General features: G+C 66.9%; 17 protein-coding genes. 11 read left to right on the forward strand and 6 right to left on the reverse strand.

Annotated features, from left to right (window positions below):
- Positions 1–128: 128 nt before the first annotated feature.
- Complete coding sequence (locus QE494_RS00815; protein ID WP_300040513.1) at positions 129–614, reverse strand: fasciclin domain-containing protein; 486 nt, start codon at positions 612–614, stop codon at positions 129–131.
- Positions 615–802: 188 nt separating this feature from the next.
- On the opposite strand from QE494_RS00815, the gene pstS reads away from it, so the two are divergent.
- The 7 genes from pstS to phoR all read left to right on the forward strand — a co-directional run bounded on the left by pstS (position 803) and on the right by phoR (position 7,476).
- Complete coding sequence (gene pstS, locus QE494_RS00820) at positions 803–1,840, forward strand: phosphate ABC transporter substrate-binding protein PstS (RefSeq protein WP_300040515.1); 1,038 nt, start codon at positions 803–805, stop codon at positions 1,838–1,840.
- A 74-nt stretch (positions 1,841–1,914) separates the two neighbouring features.
- Complete coding sequence (gene pstC, locus QE494_RS00825; RefSeq protein ID WP_300040517.1) at positions 1,915–2,952, forward strand: phosphate ABC transporter permease subunit PstC; 1,038 nt, start codon at positions 1,915–1,917, stop codon at positions 2,950–2,952.
- On the forward strand, positions 2,949–3,803 hold the full coding sequence (gene pstA / locus QE494_RS00830) for a phosphate ABC transporter permease PstA (RefSeq protein ID WP_300040519.1): 855 nt from the start codon (positions 2,949–2,951) through the stop codon (positions 3,801–3,803). The genes pstC and pstA overlap by 4 nt, the downstream gene beginning before the upstream one ends.
- Positions 3,804–3,875: 72 nt before the next feature.
- Complete coding sequence (pstB, locus tag QE494_RS00835; protein WP_300040521.1) at positions 3,876–4,640, forward strand: phosphate ABC transporter ATP-binding protein PstB; 765 nt, start codon at positions 3,876–3,878, stop codon at positions 4,638–4,640.
- 23 nt (positions 4,641–4,663) lie between these two features.
- The gene (phoU, locus tag QE494_RS00840) at positions 4,664–5,365 is read left to right on the forward strand and encodes a phosphate signaling complex protein PhoU (protein WP_300040523.1); all 702 of its coding nucleotides are present in this window, start codon (positions 4,664–4,666) and stop codon (positions 5,363–5,365) included.
- 10 nt (positions 5,366–5,375) lie between these two features.
- Entirely contained in the window at positions 5,376–6,092 is a 717-nt protein-coding gene (gene phoB / locus QE494_RS00845) for a phosphate regulon transcriptional regulator PhoB (protein WP_300040526.1), read from the forward strand.
- A gap of 19 nt (positions 6,093–6,111) precedes the next feature.
- A complete protein-coding gene (gene phoR / locus QE494_RS00850; RefSeq protein WP_300040528.1) occupies positions 6,112–7,476 on the forward strand; it encodes a phosphate regulon sensor histidine kinase PhoR in 1,365 nt (454 codons plus the stop codon).
- Here the strand turns inward: phoR and QE494_RS00855 are convergent.
- From QE494_RS00855 to trxA, 5 genes are all read right to left on the reverse strand, one after another.
- Positions 7,409–8,785: an MATE family efflux transporter gene (locus QE494_RS00855; RefSeq protein ID WP_300040530.1), complete on the reverse strand. Its 1,377-nt coding sequence runs from the start codon at positions 8,783–8,785 to the stop codon at positions 7,409–7,411. The genes phoR and QE494_RS00855 overlap by 68 nt on opposite strands.
- Positions 8,782–10,623: a hypothetical protein gene (locus QE494_RS00860; protein ID WP_300040532.1), complete on the reverse strand. Its 1,842-nt coding sequence runs from the start codon at positions 10,621–10,623 to the stop codon at positions 8,782–8,784. Before QE494_RS00860 ends, QE494_RS00855 begins: the two co-directional genes overlap by 4 nt.
- 173 nt (positions 10,624–10,796) lie before the next feature.
- On the reverse strand, positions 10,797–11,054 hold the full coding sequence (locus QE494_RS00865; RefSeq protein ID WP_300040534.1) for a type B 50S ribosomal protein L31: 258 nt from the start codon (positions 11,052–11,054) through the stop codon (positions 10,797–10,799).
- A gap of 118 nt (positions 11,055–11,172) precedes the next feature.
- On the reverse strand, positions 11,173–12,438 hold the full coding sequence (rho, locus tag QE494_RS00870; protein ID WP_300040536.1) for a transcription termination factor Rho: 1,266 nt from the start codon (positions 12,436–12,438) through the stop codon (positions 11,173–11,175).
- A 202-nt stretch (positions 12,439–12,640) separates the two neighbouring features.
- Positions 12,641–12,973: a thioredoxin TrxA gene (gene trxA, locus QE494_RS00875; protein ID WP_300040538.1), complete on the reverse strand. Its 333-nt coding sequence runs from the start codon at positions 12,971–12,973 to the stop codon at positions 12,641–12,643.
- A 103-nt stretch (positions 12,974–13,076) separates the two neighbouring features.
- Here trxA and QE494_RS00880 point away from each other — a divergent pair, with 103 nt between their 5' ends.
- The 4 genes from QE494_RS00880 to QE494_RS00895 form a co-directional block, all read left to right on the forward strand.
- Entirely contained in the window at positions 13,077–15,707 is a 2,631-nt protein-coding gene (locus QE494_RS00880) for a PD-(D/E)XK nuclease family protein (protein ID WP_300040540.1), read from the forward strand.
- 38 nt (positions 15,708–15,745) lie between these two features.
- Positions 15,746–19,429, forward strand: a complete 3,684-nt coding sequence (locus QE494_RS00885; protein ID WP_300040542.1) for an exodeoxyribonuclease V subunit beta — start codon at positions 15,746–15,748, stop codon at positions 19,427–19,429.
- Positions 19,430–19,724: 295 nt separating this feature from the next.
- Positions 19,725–21,611, forward strand: a complete 1,887-nt coding sequence (locus QE494_RS00890; protein ID WP_300040544.1) for a ShlB/FhaC/HecB family hemolysin secretion/activation protein — start codon at positions 19,725–19,727, stop codon at positions 21,609–21,611.
- 158 nt (positions 21,612–21,769) lie between these two features.
- On the forward strand, positions 21,770–21,966 hold a 197-nt coding region (locus tag QE494_RS00895; protein WP_300040546.1), incomplete at its 3' end, for a hypothetical protein.

Raw genomic sequence — 21,966 nt, forward strand, 5'->3', positions numbered from 1 at the left:
TGCGGGGTGCAAATAAGCAGGGGGAACAGACGGCGCGAATGGACGGCGCAAACAAATCGGCGGGCACCGCTGCCACGATGCCCGCCCGCGCGGGATCCCGGGGTCGTTCCCCGGGCGACAGAACCTAATTACTTGGGCGGCATCAGCACGCGGTCGACGGTGTGGATGACACCGTTGGTCGCGGCGATGTCGGCCTTTTGCACCATGGCGTCTTCCACGGTGACAAACTCGCCAGCCTTGCTCACAGCCACATTGGCGCCTTGCACGGTCTTCACGTTGCCGTTTTTGACATCGGCAGCGCTGACCTTGGCGGCCAGCACGTGGTAGGTCAGCACGGATTTGAGCAGGGCCGGGTTGGCCGCGACCTCGTCCAGGGTCTTTTGCGGGACGGCCTTGAAGGCATCATTGGTGGGGGCGAAGACGGTGAAGGGACCGGCGCCCTTGAGGGTGTCGGTCAGGCCGGCCTTGGTGACCAGGCTGTTGAGGGTGCTCAGTTGCGGGTCGCGGGCCAGGGCGTCGGCCACGGATACGGCAGACGTCTGGGCTGCGCAGACGGTGGCCAGCGCAGACAGGGCGGTCGCGACGGCGACCGAGGCAAAACGGCGTGAAATCATGGGTTTTTCTCCGAAGGGGTTGGGTTCCGATCCGAGACGGTATCGGCAATCGATGACAGCGCCGTGACCTTCTTGTGACATCCATGTGACGGTTTTTTGTCACACGACTGTCATGGGCGCCGCCTACATTGGCCCTCATCCCAAGCGCAAACCTTTCCTGTTTCTCTTCAACTCAAGGACTCCCGCCCATGAAATACACCCTGCGGATCGCTTCCCTCACCCTGGCCTCGCTGGCCTTCGCTGGTCTCGCTACTGCCCAGGAAGTGACCGGCGCCGGTGCTTCCTTCCCTGCGCCTCTGTACTCCAAGTGGGCTGCAGACTACAACAAGGCCACGGGCGTGAAGATCAACTACCAGTCCGTCGGTTCGGGCGCTGGCATTCGCCAGATCGACGCCAAGACGGTGGCTTTTGGTGCCTCCGACATGCCCCTGTCCGACGCTGATCTGACCAAGAAAGGTCAGCTCCAGTTTCCCACGGTGATCGGCGGTGTGGTGCCGGTGATCAACGTCAAGGGCATCAACCCCGGTCAGCTGCGCCTCAACGGTCAGGTGCTTGGCGACATCTTCCTGGGCAAGATCGTCAAGTGGAACGACGCTGCCATCAAGGCGCTCAACCCCACCCTGCCGCTGCCCGACGTCGCTATTTCGCCGGTGCGCCGCGCTGATGGCTCTGGCACCACCTTCATCTTTACCAACTACCTGTCGAAGGTGAACCCCGAGTGGAAGGCCAAGGTCGGTGAGGGCACCGCCGTCAACTGGCCCACCGGTGCCGGTGGCAAGGGCAACGAAGGCGTGGCCGCCTTCGTTGGCCGCCTGCCCAACTCGATCGGTTATGTCGAGTACGCCTACGTCAAGCAAAACAAGTTGACCTTCGCCCTGATGCAAAACTCTGCGGGCCAGTTCGTCTCCCCAGACGACACGGCCTTCAAGGCCGCCGCCGCCGGCGCCAAGTGGAATGAGACCTTCAACCAGATTCTCACGAACCAGCCGGGTGCCCAGTCCTGGCCCCTGACCGGCGCTACCTTCATCCTGATGCACAAGGTGCAGGACAAGCCGGCTGAGGCCGCCGCCGCCCTGAAGTTCTTCGCTTGGGCCTACCAGAACGGTGACAAGACCGCCGATGACCTCGACTACGTGCCCATGCCCGCCAGCGTGAAGCAGCAGATCGAGCGGCTTTGGGCCTCCGACATCAAGGACGCCTCTGGCAAGGCGATCGCCATCCGCTGATCCTTCATTGGCCCCGACGGCCGGCCGTTTCTGGCCGGCCGCCCTTCAGCGGCCGGCGTCCTGATGGAGACCTCATGTCCTCTACACTCCAAGCGACCAAGGATCCCCGGGACCTCGACGCTGTGATTTCTTCTTCCTCTTCCAGACAGGCCCAGCCTCCGGCGCCCAAGCGCGGAGGCTCTGCGCCCTTTGTCGATCGCCTGTTCGCCTGGGCTTCCAGGGGGGCTGCTCTGCTGACCCTGGGTCTTCTGCTCGCGATTCTGGGCTCCTTGCTTTTTGGCGCCTGGCCAGCCATCAGCGCCTACGGCCTGGGCTTTTTCACCAGCAGCACCTGGGATCCGGTGGCCGACCAGTACGGCGGCCTGGTCATGATCTACGGCACGCTGGCCACCTCGTTCATCGCCTTGCTGATCGCGGTGCCTGTGAGCTTTGGTATTGCACTTTTCCTCACCGAGTTGTCACCGGCCTGGCTCAAGCGCCCGCTGGGCACGGCCATTGAGCTGCTGGCGGCGGTGCCCTCCATCGTCTACGGCATGTGGGGCTTGCTGGTGTTCGGCCCGATCCTGGCCGAATGGGTGCAGCAGCCGCTGCAGGGCCTTTTTGCTGGCGTGCCATTTCTCGGGACCCTGGTTTCAGGCCCGCCAGTCGGTATTGGCGTGCTTTCGGCCGGCATCATTTTGGCCATCATGATCATTCCCTTCATCGCTTCGGTGATGCGGGACGTTTTCGACGTGACACCGCCCATGCTCAAGGAGTCGGCCTACGCGCTGGGCTCGACCACCTGGGAGGTGATGTTCAAGGTGGTGCTGCCCTATACCAAGGGGGGTGTCATCGGCGGCATCATGCTGGGCCTGGGCCGGGCCCTGGGTGAGACCATGGCGGTGACCTTCGTGATCGGCAATTTCAACCAACTCGACTCAATCAGCCTGTTCGCGCCGGCCAATAGCATCACCTCGGCCCTGGCCAATGAGTTCGCCGAGGCTGCGACCGAGATGCACCAGGCAGCCCTGATCTACCTGGGCTTGGTGTTGTTTGTCATTACCTTCGTGGTGCTGACCTTGTCCAAGCTGCTCCTGGCCCGCTTGCAAAAGAACGAGGGGACGAAGTCATGAGCATTGCAGCCTCTGGCGTTGCCAAGTACCAGGCTCGCAAGCGCCTGAATGCCGTGGCCTTGGTGCTTTCCCTGGCGGCCATGGCCTTCGGGTTGGTTTGGCTGATCTGGATCCTGTTCGAGACGGTGCGCCTGGGCATTGGCGGGCTGACCTGGGCCACCGTGTCCCAAATGACGCCTGCACCCAATGAGGTGGGCGGTATTGCCAACGCCATCTACGGCTCCTTCCTGATGGTCATGCTGGCCACGTTTGTTGCCACGCCTATCGGCATCTTGGCCGGGGTTTATCTGGTCGAGTACGACCGTGAGGGCTGGCTGGGCCGTACCACCCGCTTTGTCAACGATATCTTGCTGTCCGCGCCTTCGATCGTGATCGGTCTCTTCGTTTACGCGGTGGTGGTGGCGCGCTTCAAGCAATTCTCGGGCTGGGCTGGTGTGGCTGCCCTGGCGCTGATCGTGATTCCGGTGGTGATTCGCACCACCGAAAACATGCTGGCGCTGGTGCCCTCCGCCCTGCGTGAGGCCGCCTATGCTTTGGGCGCGCCCAAGTGGAAGGTCATCACCGACATCACCCTGCGCGCTGCCCGCGCCGGCGTGGTCACCGGTGTGCTGCTGGCGGTGGCCCGCATCTCGGGTGAGACAGCGCCGCTGCTCTTTACCGCCTTGAACAACCAGTTCTGGACTTCCAACCTCTCCGAGCCGATGGCCAGCCTGCCGGTCACCATCTTCAAGTTCGCGATGAGCCCCTACGAAAACTGGCAACAACTGGCCTGGGCCGGTGTGTTCCTGATTACGCTGGCCGTCCTGGCCCTGAACATCCTGGCCCGTGTGGTCACCCGTAACAAGATTTGAAGAGGCCGCTCCATGATGGCTACCGCAACTTCTCCCCTGGCATCGAACCCTGTCCCCGCTGGATCTGCCGCCATGTCGGCGCTGCGTCCCAAGCTTTCGGTTCGGGACCTGAACTTCTATTACGGCGGCTTCAAGGCCCTCAAGGGTATCAACCTGGATATTCCGGAGAAGAAGGTCACCGCCTTCATCGGCCCGTCCGGCTGCGGCAAGTCCACTCTGCTGCGTACCTTCAACCGCATGTTCGAGTTGTATCCCGAGCAGCGGGCCGAGGGCCAGATCCTGCTCGATGGCGAGAACCTGCTGACCTCCAAGGAGGATGTGGCGCTGATTCGTGCGAAGGTCGGCATGGTGTTCCAAAAGCCCACGCCTTTCCCGATGTCGATCTACGACAACATTGCTTTCGGTGTGCGCCTGTTTGAAAACCTATCCGCTTCCGACATGGAAGACCGGGTGGAATGGGCGTTGCGCAAGGCGGCGCTGTGGGGAGAGGTCAAGGATAAGTTGCAGCAAAGCGGCTCGGGTCTGTCGGGCGGGCAGCAACAGCGCTTGTGCATTGCCCGCGGCATCGCGATCAAGCCGGAGGTGCTGCTGCTCGACGAGCCCTGCTCGGCGCTCGACCCGATCTCCACCGCCAAGATCGAGGAATTGATCGCCGAACTCAAGCACGAGTACACGGTGGTCATCGTGACGCACAACATGCAACAGGCCGCGCGCTGCAGTGACTACACTGCCTACATGTATCTTGGCGACCTGGTCGAAGTGGGGGAGACAGAGCAGATCTTCTTCAAGCCCACCCGCAAGGAGACCGAGGACTACATCACCGGCCGTTTTGGCTGAACCGGTTCGACCAGGAGCCCACCATGCCCGACAAGCACATTTCTGCCCAGTTCGACACCGAACTCAATGCCGTCTCCTCCCGTTTGATGGAGCTGGGCGGGCATGTCGAATCGCAAATCCACCAGGCGATCTATGCCCTGTCTCAGTTCAGCGTTGAGGCCGCCCAGCAGGTGTTGATGATTGAAGAAAAGGTCAATGCGATGGAGGTCGAAATCGACCGGGACATCGCCTCCATCATCGGCCGGCGTCAACCGACCGCGCGCGACCTGCGCTTCCTCATGGCCATCTCCAAAACCACCGCCAACCTTGAGCGCGCAGGTGACGAGGCCAGCAAGATCGCCCGCATGGTCAAGTCCATCATCGCCAGCGGTGCGGCTCGCCAGTTGCCCACCACGGACCTGCGGGTGGCGTCTGACTTGGCAGCCGGCCTGCTACGCAAGGCGCTGGACGCCTTCGCCCGCTTGGACACCCAGGCGGCGGTGTCCATCCTGAAGGAAGACGACCTGATCGACCAAGAGTTCGACGGCTTCGTGCGCAAGCTCATCACCTACATGATGGAAGACCCTCGGACCATCTCTGCCAGCCTCGACCTGCTGTTCGTTGCCAAGGCGATTGAGCGCATCGGCGACCACGCCAAGAACGTGGCCGAACTGATCATCTACATCGTCAAGGGCGCGGATGTGCGCCACGTGCCAATGGCCGACATCGAGTCGGCGATCCAGTAATTCGCCTCGTATGAAGAAGCCCCGCGTTCTGATCGTTGAAGACGAGTCCGCGATCGCCGAACTGATTGCGGTGAATCTGCGCCACAACGGCTTTGAGCCCGTCTGGGCCGAAGATGGTGCAGGCGCCCAGCGCGAACTTGACGCCGTCTTGCCCGACGTTATTTTGCTCGACTGGATGCTCCCAGGCCAAAACGGACTGACCCTGGCTCGTAAGTGGCGCTCTGACGCCCGAACCAAGTCGGTCCCCATCCTGATGCTCACCGCCCGCGGTGACGAGCCGGACAAAATCTCGGGGCTGGATGCCGGTGCCGACGACTACATCACCAAGCCCTTTTCGACCCAGGAGCTGATGGCGCGCATCCGCGCTGTGCTGCGGCGACGCGCGCCCGAGCAGGCCGGTGAGGCAGTGACCATCGGCGATCTGAACCTGGACCCGGTGACGCACCGTGTCAGCTGGCAAGGCACCCCCCTCAAGCTGGGCCCGACCGAGTTCAAATTGCTCAACTTCCTCATGCGGCACCCGGAGCGGGTGCACAGCCGCGCCCAGTTGCTGGACAAGGTTTGGGGAGACCATGTGTTTATCGAAGAGCGCACGGTCGATGTTCACGTCAAGCGGCTGCGTGAAGCCCTGGGCATGGCTGGCGCGCTGGTCGAGACGGTTCGCGGCGTGGGTTACCGACTGACGTCAGAGCCGCACCTGCAGCAGTTGGCCGTGCGGGAGACCTGAGCGCAAAGCCCGGATTCCGATGGCGGTTCGAATCGTTGTGCTCCTGGCCTTCCTGGTGGTGGGCACTGTCGCTGGCTGGAGCTTGGGCGGTTCTACGGGCGGCATTGTGGGCGCTTGGGTTGCCGCCTTGCTTTGGCTGACGGTGGAATTGGTGCTGGGGGCGAGGGTGCTGCGCTGGCTGCGCGGGTCGGACGTTTTGGGCGACCCTCCGGAGCTGACAGGCCTGTGGGGTGAGATGGTGGACCGGGTGCGCCGCCTGCTCCGCGCACGCGACCAGCAGGTCACCGAGGCGCGCCAGCGCATGCAGTACTTCCTGGAGGCCATTCAGGCCTCTCCCAACGGCGTGACCTTGCTGGACGAGATCAACCGCATCACTTGGTGCAACCAGACCGCGGCCAGTCATTTCGGGTTTGATGCGCAGCGTGACCAGTTGCAACTGGTAGGCAATCTGGTGCGCGACCCTGACTTCACCGCTTACCTGTCGGAGGGTGACTTCTCGCGCGAGGTGGTGATCAACGGCCGCGGCGCATCAGCCGGTCGCGTGGCGCGGGTGTCCGCCCAGGTTCACCCCTACGGCGAAGGCCAGAAGCTGCTGTTGTCACGTGACGTGACCGCCCTCGAGCAGGCCGACACCATGCGGCGTGATTTCGTCGCCAACGTCTCGCACGAGATCCGCACGCCGCTGACCGTGCTCAATGGCTTCGTCGAGACCCTGCAGAACTTGCCGCTCGACGAGGCTGACCGTAGCCGCTATCTGGGGCTCATGGCCCAGCAGGCGCAGCGCATGCAGGCCCTGGTGAACGACCTGCTCACCCTCTCGCGCCTCGAGGGCAGCCCCTTGCCCGGCGGGGGGGAATGGGTTTCTCTGGCCGGGCTGATGGCGCAGTGCGAGGAGGAAGTCCGCGGGCTGGCCTCGGCCCTGGGCAAGGAGATCACCCTGCGCTGTGAGCCCGCGCCCGCCGTCGAACTTTCTGGCGTCAGCTCTGAGGTGCTGAGCGCCATGAGCAATTTGGCCTCCAACGCCGTTCGCTACACCCCTTCGGGGGGGGCGGTCGACTTCGGCTGGCGCGAGCGGGGCGACGGCCGGCTCGCGTTCGTCGTCTATGACACCGGCCCGGGCATCGCTCCCGAGCACCTGTCCCGCCTGACCGAGCGCTTTTATCGGGTCGACCGCAGCCGCTCGCGCGAGACCGGGGGCACTGGCCTGGGCCTGGCTATCGTCAAGCATGTGGTGCAGCGCCACGGCGGCGAACTGCAAATTGAGAGCCGCTTGGGCCAGGGCTCGAACTTTTCTTTCTGGCTGCCCGCCGGCCGGTTCAGGGCTGTGGCGGCAGCGTCCGCCGAAGTGCCCGTTTTAGAAGCAGCAGAAACGCTGCAGTCGTGAGCGCCAGCGCCAGGGCGCCTGTGCCCCAAAAGGCTGCCGGCGTCTGCAAACCACCGGTGGCACCCGGTCCGGTGTACGCCAGCCAGTAGCCGCCGCCCAGACCCACGCCCCACAGCATCAGGCAGTACACCACCAGGCTGGCGGTGGCCACGCCGAAGCTGCGCAAGACAAACACGCTGACCGCTTGTAGCGCGTCAAAAAGGTGGTAGACCGCCACCCAGGGCAGCAGCGCCGCTGCCGCAGCCACCACCTGCAGGTTGGCGCCGGCAAAGAGACGCGCCAGAAACCCATGAAAGGCCAGCACCGCCCCGCCCATCGCCAAGGCGCAGGCCAGTGTCAGCGCAAACCCCAGCCTCATGGCCAGCCGCGCCTGCTGCGGTTGCTGCGCGCCCAGCCAGTAGCTCACCCTTGCGCTGGCGGCAATGCCGAATGCCAGCGGCGTCATGTACAGCAGCGCGGTCATGCTCGCGGCGATCTGGTGGCTGGCCGCCGCCACCGTGCCCAGACGGGCGATGAACAGTGCCATCAGGGTGAAGGAGGTCACCTCGACCATGATCGACAGCCCGGTGGGCAGCCCCAGGCGGGCGAAGCCGCGAAGGGTGGGCCCGTGCGGTGGCTCGGGCCGGCGCCAGAGTTGGTAAGGCCGGTACAGCGCCTGCTGCCGCAGCATCCACACCGCCAGGCCCAGCATCGTCCAGTTCACGATCACCGTGCTCCAGGCGCAGCCGGCCAGCCCCAGGGCGGGTAGGGGCCCTGCGCCGAAGACCAGGAGCATCGCCAGCGGTACCTTGAGGAAGAGGGAACCGATCTGGATCCAGGTGACCAGTCGCGGCTTGCCCAGGCTTTGGTTCAGCGTGCTGTAGAGGCGGAACAGCAAGGTGGCCGGCAAGGCGCAGGCGAGCAGGGCCAGGTAGTGCCGCACATCGTCCTGCAGCGCGGCAGGCACCTCGGTGACCGCAAGCAGGGGGCCCGGTACCAGGAGCAGCACCATGCCGACGGCGCTCGCCACCGCCGCCACATAGAGGCTCTGGCGTACTGAGAATCCGAGCTCGTCCTGGCGGCCAGCCCCACGCAGCTCGGCCCAGATGGGCAGTTGCGCTTGCAGCACGCCCATGAGTGCCACGAAGATGGAGACGTAGACCGCTGAACCTACCGAGAGCGCAGCCAGCGCTTCGCCGGAGTGCCGGGCGGCGACAAAGGTGTCGGCCAGACCGAAGGCCATGACCGCCACCTGGCCCACGTACACCGCGCCGGCATGGCGGGCTATCGCGCCCAACTCGGCGCGCTGATGGGTGGCCGCGGCACTCATTGCCGCTCCCGCCGATAGACCAGCAACTGGTCCTTGGCGTCTGCTGGGCGGCGCACGGTCGCAACCAGCCGCCAGACCGGGCGTGTGCCCTCGGTGGATGACGCGTTGATCGCACGGGCCTGCACCCGCCAGGGGCATCGCGGGCCGGCCGCTGGGGTCTGGGCGATGGCTTCAGGTGCTGCAGCAGAGGCGGAAGTCTCGTCAGGGCCTGGGGCGTCCGTGGCGCTGCCAACCCGCACCAGATCCAAGGCTGCATGGTGACGCAGCGCGGCGATATGGCCGGTGCTCAGGCCCACCACCTCCACGCAGCCTGGCCCGGTGATCGCGCGCTGCACGCCTGCCACCATGGGACGGTAGCTGCGGGCGTAGTCCAGGGCCGGCAGCCACAGGGTCATCAGCAGCAGCCAGCACAGGGCCGCGCCTCCGGCGGGCAGCACCAGGCTTTTCCAGAGGGCGGCTCGGTGGCGTCCTGCGCGCCAATGCACCAGCCAGAACCAGGCGGCGGTGGCTGCAAGTGCAGCCAGAAAGGCCGGCCACGAAAAGGCATGGCTGAAGCCTGGCGCCAGACGAGCCACATTGGCGGCTGGCGCGCGCGGCACCCCGGTCTCCAGCGAGAGCCACACCGCCCAGATGATCAGGGCGCCGCCGCTGAAAAACAGCAGGGTGAACCAGTCGATCAGGGCCGACACCGAGCGGCGCAGGGTCGGCAGGGTAAAGGCCGCCAGCGCCGCCAGCGCCGGCAGGGCCAGCAGCAGGGAGCGGTCGGGCGTGGCGGTTGACAGGGCCGAGACCAGGGGCAGGCCGGCGCACCACAGGGGTAGCATCAGGTGACGGCTCGACAGCTGTCTGCGCCAGCGCCAAGCCGCCCAGAGCGCCAGCGGGCCCACCGGCCAGGTGAACCACAGCAGCAGGCGGGCAGCGCTGCCCAGGCCCAACTCGGCACCGAGTCGCCACTGCCACAGTCCGAGCGCTGTGGCCAGGACAGCCACGCCCAGGGCTGCCGCGAGGACGAGCGCCGCCTTGCGCCGGGCGGCCTGCGGTCCGCCCGTGTCGTTCGCGTCGTCCGGCGCGTCGAAGCTGCGCCGCAGGGTGCCGCCGCCGCTGCGGCTGCCGCGTGCGTCCAGCTGCCAGGCCAGGGCGCCGCCCAGGGCCAGCAACAGGGCCAGCATCGGTGCGCCGCTCAGGGCTAGGCCTGCCAGACCCAGGGCCAGACCCAGCGGTCCTCGAAGGCGTCGCAGCAGAGCTTGGCCGTCGGCCGCCCGGGCCTCGGCGGCCAGGCCGTAGAAGGTGAGGGCGGCGAAGGCCAGTTGTGCCAGTGAGGGCGTTGTCTCGTGAGAGAACTGGGCCAGGCCCAGACAGGCGATCAGCCCCAGCAGGCCGGCGTCTGCCAGGGCGCAGGCGTAGTCGCGCGGATCGGCCTCGCCGCCAAAGGCAAAGGCCACCGGCTGCGCGCGTGGGCTGCGGGCCAGGTGGTAGACCGCGTACCAAGTCGAGGCCAGGGTGAGCCCCAAAAGGGCCATGAAGGGCAGGCGTACCGCCATTTCGGGTGAGAGCCACCCCAGGGCGTCACTGAACAGGCGGATGGCTGCCGCTCCCAGCCAGTAGGGGATCAGGGCGTCGAACTCCGGGGCCTGCCCCAGCAAGGTGGGCTGCCACCAGGTGCTGGCGCCCCGGGCGATTTCGGCCATGACGCCGAAGCCTTGCATGTCGGCGTTGCGCCAGGGGTCGCGCCCCAGGAACCCGGGCAGCACATAGACCAGGCAGAACAGCCATAAGGCTGCGCGCGGCAAGCGGCGCACTGCGCTCTGGGCCACGATCGCTGGGGTGGGCGGGTTCACTGGCGGATTATCGAATGGGAGCGGGAGCGTTCGAGGTCACCTGCGCGTCCCAGCCCTGTGCTTGCCGCAAGGCCGGCGGCGCTGTGTGGAGCCCAGGTGCCTGCCACCGGCAAGACAAAGGGCAGCGCGGTTGCCCGGGCTGCCCTTTGGCGGAAAGCGAACGCTGGGCGTGATTACTTGGCCAGCGCAGACTTGCCGAACTTGTTGCGGAAGCGCTCGACGCGGCCGCCCATGTTGTCGACGGACTTTTGCGTGCCGGTGTAGAAGGGATGCGACTCGCTGGAGGTGTCCAGCTTGAACAGGGGGTAGCTCTTGCCTTCGTGCTCGGCGGTCTCCTTGGCGGGAACGCAGGAGCGGGTCACGAACTTGAAACCGTTGGACAGGTCCACGAAGAGCACTTCGCGGTAGTCGGGGTGAATGCCATCTTTCATGAGAATTCCTCGTCAGGTGCGGTAGCCGGCTCGGGCCCAATGCCCAGGCTACTTTCCGCAAAACCCGCAATTATAGGTGTGCGGGAGAGTGAGTCTTTAAGTATGCAGGGCCGCGCGCTTATCCGCCCCGGCGCATCATGTCGAAGAACTCGACGTTGGTCTTGGTTCCCTTCATCGACTTGAGCACCATTTCCATCGCCTCGATCTCGTCCATGTTGTACATGAACTGGCGCAGGATGCGGGTCTTTTGCAGCACCTCAGGCGCTAGCAGCAACTCCTCGCGGCGGGTGCCCGAGCGATTGAGCTGAATGGAGGGGAACACGCGCTTTTCATAAAGGCGCCTGTCCAGGTGGATTTCGCAGTTGCCGGTGCCCTTGAATTCTTCAAAGATCACTTCGTCCATGCGCGAACCGGTATCGATCAGCGCGGTGGCAATGATGGTCAAAGAGCCCCCTTCTTCCACATTGCGGGCTGCGCCCAGGAAGCGCTTGGGGCGTTGCAGGGCATTGGAGTCCACGCCACCGGTCAGCACCTTGCCGGAAGAGGGCACCACGTTGTTGTAGGCGCGGGCCAGGCGGGTGATGGAGTCCAGCAGGATGACCACGTCTTTTTTGAGTTCGACCAGGCGCTTGGCGCGCTCGATCACCATCTCGGCCACGTGCACGTGGCGGGCGGCGGGTTCGTCAAAAGTGGAGGCAATCACCTCGGCCTTCACCGAGCGCTGCATGTCGGTCACTTCCTCGGGCCGCTCGTCGACGAGCAGCACCATCATGTAGCTGTCGGGGAAGTTGGAGGAGATGGCGTGGGCGATGCTTTGCATCATCACCGTCTTGCCGGACTTCGGCGGCGCGACGATCAGCGCGCGCTGGCCCTTGCCGATGGGGGCAATGATGTCGATCACACGGCCGGTGATGTTTTCCTCGCCCTTGAGGCTCTCGCGCTCGAGCCGCATTTGCTCTTTGGGGAACAGCGGGGTGAGGTTCTCGAACATCACCTTGTGCTTGTTCTGCTCGGGCGGGCCGCCATTGACCGCGTCGAGCTTGGTGAGTGCGAAGTAGCGCTCGCCATCCTTGGGAATGCGCACCTCGCCCTCGATCATGTCGCCGGTGTGCAGGTTGAAGCGCCTCACCTGGCTGGGAGAGATGTAGATGTCGTCGGTGCTGGCGGTGTAGCTGGTGTCCGGGCTGCGCAGGAAGCCGAAGCCGTCGGGCAAGATTTCGAGCACGCCGTCGGCAAAAACCTGCTCGCCGGCCTTGGCGCGCTTCTTGATGATGGCGAACATCAGCTCCTGCTTGCGCATCCGGCCGGTGTTCTCGATCTCGAGCTCCTCGGCCTGCTTGAGGACTTCGGAAACGTGCAGTGCCTTGAGTTCGTTGAGGTGCATGGCAGTTGGCCTCGTGGAGACGCCCTGGAGGGGGCGTTCTGCTGGTGGGGAAACGGGGGGAAGGGACCTTGGCGGACCTGGCGGTGTCGCCGGAAACCGGGCTGCGGTCTTTTCGGAAGGGCCGGGCTTGAGGGTGCCCGGCGGTCAGCGCATTATATGTATGAAAAAAGGGCCCGCGAGGGGCCCTTTTGAGGGGGGAGGCTCAGGCCAGTTGTTGGTCGATGAAAGCGGTGAGTTGTGCCTTGCTCAATGCTCCCACCTTGGTGGCGGCCAATTCGCCGCCTTTGAACAGCATCAGGGTCGGGATGCCGCGGATGCCGAACTTGGCCGGCACATCGCGGTTTTCGTCGACGTTCATTTTGGCGACCGTGAGCTTGCCCTGGTAGGCGGAGGAGACTTCGTCGAGGATGGGCGCGATCATCTTGCACGGGCCGCACCACTCGGCCCAGTAGTCGACCAGAACCGGGGTGCTGGACTGAAGGACGTCGGCTTCGAACGATGCGTCGGAGATGTGCTTGATCAGGTCGCTGGCCATGAGAGTAATCCTTGGGGTTCGGTGAGGTCGCCTGCAGGTAAAGTGCCGGGATTGTGACAGAAACATGGCCTTCACACCGGGGCGGGGCCGCTTGGCAATCTCTATGACCCCGATAGCCGACACCCTTGGCCCCGGGGCGGTATTGCCCTGCAGCCTCGACGCTTTGCCGGCCCGGCTTGCGTCGGCCATGGCGGCGCGCGGCGCTCACGCAGCCCGCACGGTGGTGTTGCTGCCTTTTGGCCAGTTGCTGGCGCCCGCGCGCCGTGCGTGGGCGGCCTATGCGCCCGACGGCTTCACGCCGCGCTTTGAAACCACACTCAGCTGGGCCGCCCGCTTCGGATTTGCGCCCGGCCCTTTAGACCTCTGCTTCGAACGCGCCCTGGACCTGCTCACCGCCCGCAGCCTGCTGGAGCGCACCGGCCTGGGCGCACAGGCTGGCGTGTTGGCGCCGCGCCTGCTCGAGCTCGCCTGGCAGCTGGCGCCCCTGGCCGCCGCTGTGGTGCCGGAGAGGCGCGGTGCCTGGGCCCAGTCGGCTATTGCGGCGGGCAGCCTGAGCCTGGACCACCCGCACATGGCGCTGGAAGTGGCCCTGGCCCGCATCGCCATCGAATGGGTGGCGACCTCGGCCCACGTGACCGACCGCCTGCTGCTGAAGGAGGCCGGCGCGCTCGACCTGCTGGTCGTGCTGGAGGGCCTGCAGCCTGACCCGGTGGCGCGCGCGCTGGCCGCTGCATTGGCAGGTGCCTCGACAGACTCCCCTGGAGAACCTGGCGCTGGCGCGATGGCCGAACCGGAGGCCCGGGCTCCTGGGCTCGACTCGGGTTCGGGTTCGGGTTCGGGTGGGCGTGCCGAGGTCTGGCCTTTCGAGCTGCCGCAGACCTTGGGGCGCATTGCCTTGCACGCGTGCCCGGCGCCCGCCGACGAGGCCGAGCGCGCCGCCGCCTGCGTGGTGCGTCACCTGGCCGAGGGGCGCACACCGGTGGCGCTTGCGGCGGTCGACCGCGTTCTCACACGCCGCATCCGGGCCATGCTTGGCGCGCGCGGGTTGCGTATCGCCGACGAGACCGGCTGGAAGCTCTCCACCACGCGCGCCGCGGCCCAGTTCATGGGTCTGCTGCGAGCCGCCCGCTGGGACGCGCCGACCGACGAGGTGCTCGACTGGCTCAAGCACCTGCCCTTGGTTTCGGTGGCCGACTTGCGCGCGCTCGAGCGCCGCCTGCGCCGCGAGGGTTTGCGCAGCTGGCAGGAGGCCGGCGACAGTGCCCTGGTGCAGCAAGCCGACGCCTGGCGCGAGCGCCTGCGCGCGCCCCGCACCCTGCCCCGCTGGCAACAGGCTCTGCGCGAGTTGCTTCAAGAGACAGGGCTGTGGCCAGCGATGGAGGCCGACCCGGCGGGAGAGCAACTCATCGCCGTCTTGGGGCTCGATGAAGCCGGGCAGCAGCTGTGGGCGCGCTTGCCGCAGGGGGAGCGCCGCCTGGACCTGAACGAACTGAGCGCCTGGGCCGGTGAGGCTCTGGAGGCCGCGAGCTTCATGCCGGCCTCGCCCGAGCAGGCGCAGGTGGTGGTGCTGCCCTTCAACCAATTGCTCGGGCGCCGCTTCAACGCGCTGGTCGTGCCCGGTTGCGACGAGGTTCGCCTCGCGCCCTCGCCCGAACCCCCCGGCCCCTGGACCGCCGCCCAGCGCCTGGGCCTGGGCCTGCCCGCGCGCGAGGACCTGGAGCGGGCCCTGCGCAGGGCCTGGCAAGCGGCGCTGGCGCTGCCGGTGGTGGACCTGCTGTGGCGCACCAGTGACGACAAGGGCGACCCGGTGCTGCCCAGTGCCTTGGTGCAACAGCTGCAGCTCGGTGGCGCCTGCCACGAGGGGATGGATCCGCGCACGTCGATGGCCCTGGCGCCTTCTCCCATCGCGCCGCCGGGGGCCAGCGCGCCACAACTGGCGCTGCGCGAGGTTTCTGCCAGTGCCTATGAGGACCTGCGTCGCTGCCCCTACCGCTTTTTCGCGCTGCGCCAGCTGGGGCTGCAGGAGGCCGCCGAGATCGATGTGGAGTTGGGCAAGCGCGACTTCGGCAGTTGGCTGCACGAGGTGCTGCACCAGTTTCACGAGGCTCTGGCGACCGAGGGTCAGGCCGACCGCGTGCAGCGCGCGGCGCTGATGGACCAGGCTGCTGAGGGTGCCAAGCGCAAGCTCGGACTGCAGGACGGCGAGTTCCTGCCCTTCGAGGCGGGCTGGCCGCAGCTGCGTGAGGGCTATCTGCAGGCGCTGCAGGACTTCGAGGCTCAATCCGGGGCGCGCTACGAGTGCGGCGAGCAGTCCCGCGAGGCGGGCCTCGGGCCGGTGCGTCTGAGCGGCCGTATCGACCGTATCGACCGGGTTGGAACTCCGGCCGACGTGGGTGGGGTTCGCCGGTTGGTGATGGACTACAAGACCGAGGATTCCAAGAAGACCAAGAGCCGGGTGAAGGATCCGCTGGAGGACACCCAACTGGCGTTTTACGCCGCGCTTCTTGGCGAGGAAGGTTTGCAAGGGTGCTACGTGAATGTCGGAGAGCGGGGGAAGACCGAATTCATCCGGCAGCCTGGCCTCGAGGAGGCCCGTGACGCCCTGGTGCGGGGCATCGTCCACGACATGGGTCGCATCGCTGCGGGCGCGCCGTTGGCCGCTTTGGGTGAGGGCTCAGCCTGCGACTACTGCTCCGCCCGTGGCCTGTGCCGCAAGGACTTCTGGCCACGATGAGTAATTTGACATGAGCGATTTGACCTGAGCGATTTGAGATGAGCCAGACGCACGACCGGCCAGACGCCCTGCCTCTGCAGGCGGGTGATGCCGCGCTTGCTGTTGATCCTGCGTCTGTGGCTGATCCCGCATCCTCAGCCACCGGCTTTGCCTACGAGGCCGACGGTCACCGGGTGCCTGCCGAACGCTTCTATGCCATTGCCTGCGACCCACGACGCAGCGTGGCGGTAGAGGCCTGCGCCGGCGCGGGCAAGACCTGGATGCTGGTCTCGCGCATCTTGCGCGCCTTACTCGAGGGCGTGCCGCCGCACGAGATCCTGGCCATCACCTTCACCAAAAAGGCCGCCGGCGAAATGCGCCAGCGGCTGCAGGATTGGCTGCGGGAGTTCTCCGCGCTGGACGACGCCCGTCTGCGGCAGGAGCTGCGCCTGCGCGGCCTGCCCGAAGCGCGTGCCGCCGAACTCGCGCCCCAGCTGCGGGGCCTGTACGCCCGGCTACTGGCGGGTGGGCGGCCGGTACAGATTCGCACCTTTCACAGCTGGTTCGCGGCCCTGCTGCGCACCGCACCCCTGGCCACCCTGGAGGCGCTGGGCTTGCCCGCGCGTGGCGAGCTGCTCGAAGACGACGCCCAGGCTATTGCCCGGGTCTGGCGGCCCTTCCAAGCCACGGTCGCCCAGAACCCCCAGGCCCGCCGCGATTACGCGGACAGCGTAGCCGCTTACGGCCGCAGCAACACGGGCGATGCGCTGGAGGCAGCGCTGGCCAAGCGGGTGGAATTTGACCTGGCCCATGCGCGGGGAAGGGTGGCGGCCTCGGTCGCGCGCTGGGAGACGATGTTCGCCGACCTGCTGCCTGCCGGCTCCGTGGGGCATGGCCATGGTTCGCAAGGTGATGATGCAAAGCAGGTAGACGACGCTGACCAGGATGCCGACGATTTGCAGCATGGCCTTGGTGATGCCGCCACGGACGGCGCAGATCTTTCCGCCTCGGCGGGGCCTGACTCTCTGCTGCTTGCCGGCCCGGTGCGTGAGCAGCTCGCGGCGGCGGCCCGCTTGCTGGGGGCGTCAGCCACCAAGTCGTGCATCGATGGTGCGGGTCGGGTCGAGCGCGGGCTCACCCAGCTCGATCTTGCGATCGTGATTCAGGGTCTCCTCACTGACAAGTTCCAGCCCCGAAAGTTCAGTGAGAAGCTGGTCGGCTTGGCGGAGGTCCGCGCCGCTCAGGACTTGGCACAGCGTCTGCACGCCGCCGACATCCAGCACCAGGCCTGGTTACACCACGGCCGCATGACACGCCTCACAAGGATCTTGCTGCGAACCTACGCCGACCTCAAGCGCGAGGAGGGCTGGGTCGACATGAACGATGTGGAGCGGGCGGCACTGGACTTGCTGTCCGACCCGGTGCTTTCGGGCTGGGTGCAAGAGCGCTTGGACGCGCGCGTGTCGCAGCTGCTGGTGGACGAATTCCAGGACACCAACCCCTTGCAGTGGCAGGCCCTGCACGCGTGGCTCAGCGGTTATGCCGGCGCAGGCGGGGGGCAGGCGCCCGCAGTCTTTATCGTGGGCGACCCCAAGCAAAGCATTTACCGCTTCCGACGCGCTGAGCCCCAGGTGTTTCGGGCCGCGCAGGCCTTCATCGTCGACGGCCTGGGGGGCGCACGACTGGGCTGTGACCACACCCGTCGCAATGCGCCGCAGGTGCTGGATGCGGTGAACACTGCCATGCTGGCGGCTCAGGATGCCAATGAGTACCAGGGCTACCGGAACCACACCACCGCATCCGATGCTGTCGGCCGGGTGTTGGCTTTCCCGCCGGTGCCGCGCGACCGGGATGGGGCGCCAGCAGAGGGCGAAGCACAAACTGGAGCAGAAACCGGAGCAGAAACGGGCGCAGAACCAGGGCCAGAAGCGCAGGGAAGGGCGCAGGCAGAGCCGAAGGTAGCGCAGGCCGATGCACTCCGCTGGCGCGATAGTCTCCTTGAGCCTCGCCACCCTCCCGAGGAGAAGCTGCTCGCCCTGGAGTGCCGGCAGGCCGCCGCCTGGCTTGCAGAGCGGATCGCCGCTGGCCTGGCCCCAGGCCAGGTCATGGTGCTGGCCCGTAAGCGCGAACGCCTGGTGGCGATGGAGGAGGCGCTGCGTGCCTTGGGCATTCCGGCGCAGCAACCCGACAAACGCGAGCTGGGCGAGGCGCCCGAGGTGGAAGACCTGGTGGCCCTGATCGACGTGCTGGTCTCGCCCACCCACGACCTGTCGCTGGCGCGCGCGCTTAAGTCGCCGATCTTCTCTGCCCGCGACGAAGACCTGGCGGCCCTGGCTCTGCGCGCCCGCGCCGAACGCCCGCCACGAACCCTGGACGACGAGGGCCGCTCCGTCGCCGGACCGGCGCCCGCCTGGCTCGACCTGCTGCTCGCCGGTGAGTGGCCCCAGCCGGCGCTGGCCGAGGCCGCCGCCCGCCTGGCTGTGTGGCGCCGCTGGGTGCAGGCCCTGCCGCCGCATGACGCGCTCGACGCGATTTGCCACGACGGCCAGGTGCTGGCCCGCTATGCAGCCGCCACGCCCGCGGTCGACCGGGCCGGCGTGCTCGCCAGGCTGCGCGCGCTTTTGCAGGCGGCGCTCGAAGTGTCTGGTGGCCGCTACCTCACCCCCTACGCTTTTGTGCGCGCCCTGCGCGCCGGTGGCCAACGCGCCCCGACGGTGGCTGCCGAGGGCGCGGTGCAGTTGCTCACGGTACACGGCGCCAAGGGCCTGGAAGCCAAGCTTGTGCTGCTGCTCGACACCGACGGCGGTGCGCCACGCGCCGAGACCATGGGCGTGCTGGTCGATTGGCCGGGGGAGGAAGCCGCGCCCCTGCGCTTCGTTTTCCTGGCCAGCGAGAGCCGGCCCCCAGCCTGCTGCGTGGACTTGCTGGCTCGCGAGAAGTTGGCCCGTGCGAACGAGGAGCTCAACGCCCTGTACGTGGCGATGACCCGAGCGCGCGAGGAGCTGGTGCTGTCCAGCGTGGAGCCTTACCAGGCTGCACCGCGCAGCTGGTGGCGGCGGATGGAGCAGCAGTGTGAGCTGTTGACGCTGACCGCGAACCCGCCTGGACCGCTGCGCGCGTTGGCGCAGGAGGCGCCGATCCACCTGCAGGTCGTTCCTTCCTTGGCCGAGGCGCCCGACGTCGCCCGCGGACTTGCGGCTGCAGTCTATGGTGGCACGCCGCCTGAGGCACCCCGTTCAGCCGACGCCAGCGCGCAGGTCTCCCAGACCGAAGACAACCTGCGCACCCGTTTCGGCGAGGCGATGCACCGTCTGCTCGAGGGCGTGCCCCTGGGCGAGGTGCCATCGCCCGGCGAGGGCTGGCCCGCCGGCCTGCTGCAGCGTGTGGCGCGCGAGTTCGCTCTGGGTGCTGGCGCCCTGGCCGATGCGGTGGCCATGGCCGACCGTATTCTGGGCGGCGAGGGCGCCTGGTGCTGGGACCCGGCGCAGGTGGACTGGGCCGACAACGAAGTGCCGCTGCATGTGGGCGGCGCGCTGCGTCGCATCGACCGGCTGGTGCGCACGCGCCTGGATGGCACCTGGTGGGTTCTCGACTACAAGTCGGCCGCCCGTCCGGAGGACGACCCCGAGCTGCGCGCCCAACTCACGCAGTACCGCGACGCGGTGGCAGCCGCCCACCTCGGAGAGCCGGTACGCGCGGCCTTCCTCACCGGGACCGGGCGTTTGGTGGTGCTCCAGCCGTAGGCCCTTTTTGCGTCTGCGCCAGGCCTGCGAACAGCGGGCCATGCGCGAAGGATGCGTTGATCGGATGCGTTGTACGGAGGCGTTGTACGGAGGAGTTGGTGCGTCCGGAGCAGACGCGTCAAGAAATCGTGAGGGAGCGGAATTTAGGATCCCGCCGCGCTCGGATCAGGGTCTGGCACGGCGGCATTCCATGAGGTGAAGGTGCGGTCCGCGCCACCCGCTGGACTGCCGCAGTTCAGGTGCCCCGTTTGGTTTGTACGAGCCTCGTTCGTACCCACCCAACCGGGAATCCGCCATGCAAGCTGCCACCCCGCCCTGTGCTGCCCCGTCTGCCTCGTTGGCCCTGTCTCTTCGATGGGCTGGCGCACTCAGCTTGTTGCTGTGCTTCCTTCCTGCCGGTGCGCAGACCGGCGCTGCGCCTCCTGACGCGAGCAGTCGCGAATTGCAGCGTCTGCAGGCGGACGAGCGGCACCGGCGCGAGGCGCAGGAGCGCAGGCCCACCGTGCGGTTTCCTGCGCCAGCGGCGGAGGGAGCCTCGGAGGGGCTGGCGGGAGGTGCTGCGCCGCGCCTGCCCTCGGACGAATCGCCCTGCATCCAGATCGATCGGCTGGCGCTCGAAGGCGATGCAGCGGCGCAGTTTCCCTGGCTGCTTGCATCGGCCGACCGCAGCGTCGACGGCGGCTGGGACCCGGCCATCCCCCGCTGCCTGGGCGCGCGCGGTATCGCTGCGGTGCTGTCCCGCCTGCAGCAGGCGCTGGTGGCCAAGGGCTATGTGACCAGCCGCGTGCTGGTGGGTCCGCAGAACCTGCGCACGGGTACGCTCACTTTGACTCTGGTGCCGGGGCGGGTGCGGGCCATCCGGCTCGCGCCGGGCAGCAACCCGCGCGCAGGGCTGGCCTCTGCCTTCCCCCTGCAGCCTGGCGACTTGCTCAATCTGCAGGCTGTCGAGCAAGGGTTGGAAAACCTGCGCCGGCTTCCTTCGGCGTCGGCTGAGATTGATATCGTGCCGGCCTTGGCGGCGCTCGATCAGCCGGGTACCCCAGGCTCCCCAGGCCACACCGGGAAGACCGGTATCTCCGGCAACACCGGCAACACCGGCAACACTGGGCACACCGTGTTCGGCCCGGGCGACAGCGACCTCGTGGTGAATTTCCAGCAAGTGCGCCTCTTTCGCGGCAGCCTCACCGTGGACGACAGCGGCATCCGCTCTCTGGGCCGACTGCAGGGGACGCTTGATCTGGCGCTGGACAATCCCCTGCGGCAGAACGACATCTTTCAGCTCAGCCTGCAGCATGGCCTTGACCCGCAGACCGACCGTCACGGGCTGCGTGGCCAAACCCTGGAGTACTCGCTGCCCTGGGGGAGGGCATTGGTCTCGCTCTCGGCGAACCGGCAGCGCTTTTATCAGCAGGTGGTGGGCAGCAGCCAGACCTACGTCTACAGCGGTGAGAGCGAGAGCGCCGAGTTGTCGCTGCGGCACCTGCTCCGGCGTGACGGTGCGAGCAAGACCTTTGCGTCGCTCGGCTTGTGGCGGCGGGCGTCGCGGCAGTTCATCGAAGACACCGAGATCGAGGTGCAGCGGCGGCGCACTGCTGGCTGGACGCTTGGCGCAGACCATCGCCATTCCATCGGGCCGGCCACACTCGACCTGGCGCTGTCCCACCGGCGTGGCACGGGTGCGGCATACGCGCTGGCTGCGCCCGAGCAAGCGTTTGGTGAGGGAGTGTCCCGTCCGCACATCACCAGCGCCGGCGCCCAGCTGGATTGGCCCTTGCCCGTGTCGGGACCGCGCCTGCGCTACAGCGGCAGCTGGCGTGCGCAGTGGAGCCATGACCCCCTGGTTCCCCTGGACCGCTTCACCATCGGTGGGCGCTACACCGTGCGCGGCTTCGATGGCGAGTCCGTGCTCTCAGCACAGCAGGGATGGTGGCTGCGCAACGAACTGGCTTGCGAGGTGGGCGTATCGGGGCATGAGGTCTTCGTCGGCGTGGACCACGGTCAGGTGAGCGGATGGGGCGCTGCACCTTCAGCGGGCAACCGGCTCACCGGTGCTGTGCTGGGCTGGCGCGGCGTGTGGTCCCACCTGCGGGTGGAACTGTTTGCCGGCGGGCCGGTTCGCCAGCCGCGGGGCTTTCCCGCGCCTGAAACAGTGGTCGGTTTTTCGCTCGGCAGTGAATTCTGACCCGGCAAATCTACCGGGTCATCGCAAACAAAAAACACGACTCCGTGGAGGATTTCACGCCTTGAGCGCTTGGGCGCTTCTGAGGGCTACGACGTACGCGCCCATCCGTACGCCCAGCCAAGCATCCACCCCGCCCATCCACCAGTTCCGGAGCCGCCATGCGACCCCCGTACGCCCTCTGCTTTGCCGCTGCGCGCGCTGCCGCACTGGCAGCCTTGCTCTCATGGCTTGGGCCTGGTGCGGCCCAGGTGGTTGCCGACCCGAAGGCAGCGCTCGCCCTGCAGCCACGGGTGACATCAGCGGCGAACGGCGTACCACTCATCGGCATTCGGCCGCCCAGCCCAGCGGGTGTCTC

The organism is Ramlibacter sp., assembly GCF_029866045.1.
Classification (GTDB): Bacteria; Pseudomonadota; Gammaproteobacteria; order Burkholderiales; family Burkholderiaceae_C; genus Ramlibacter.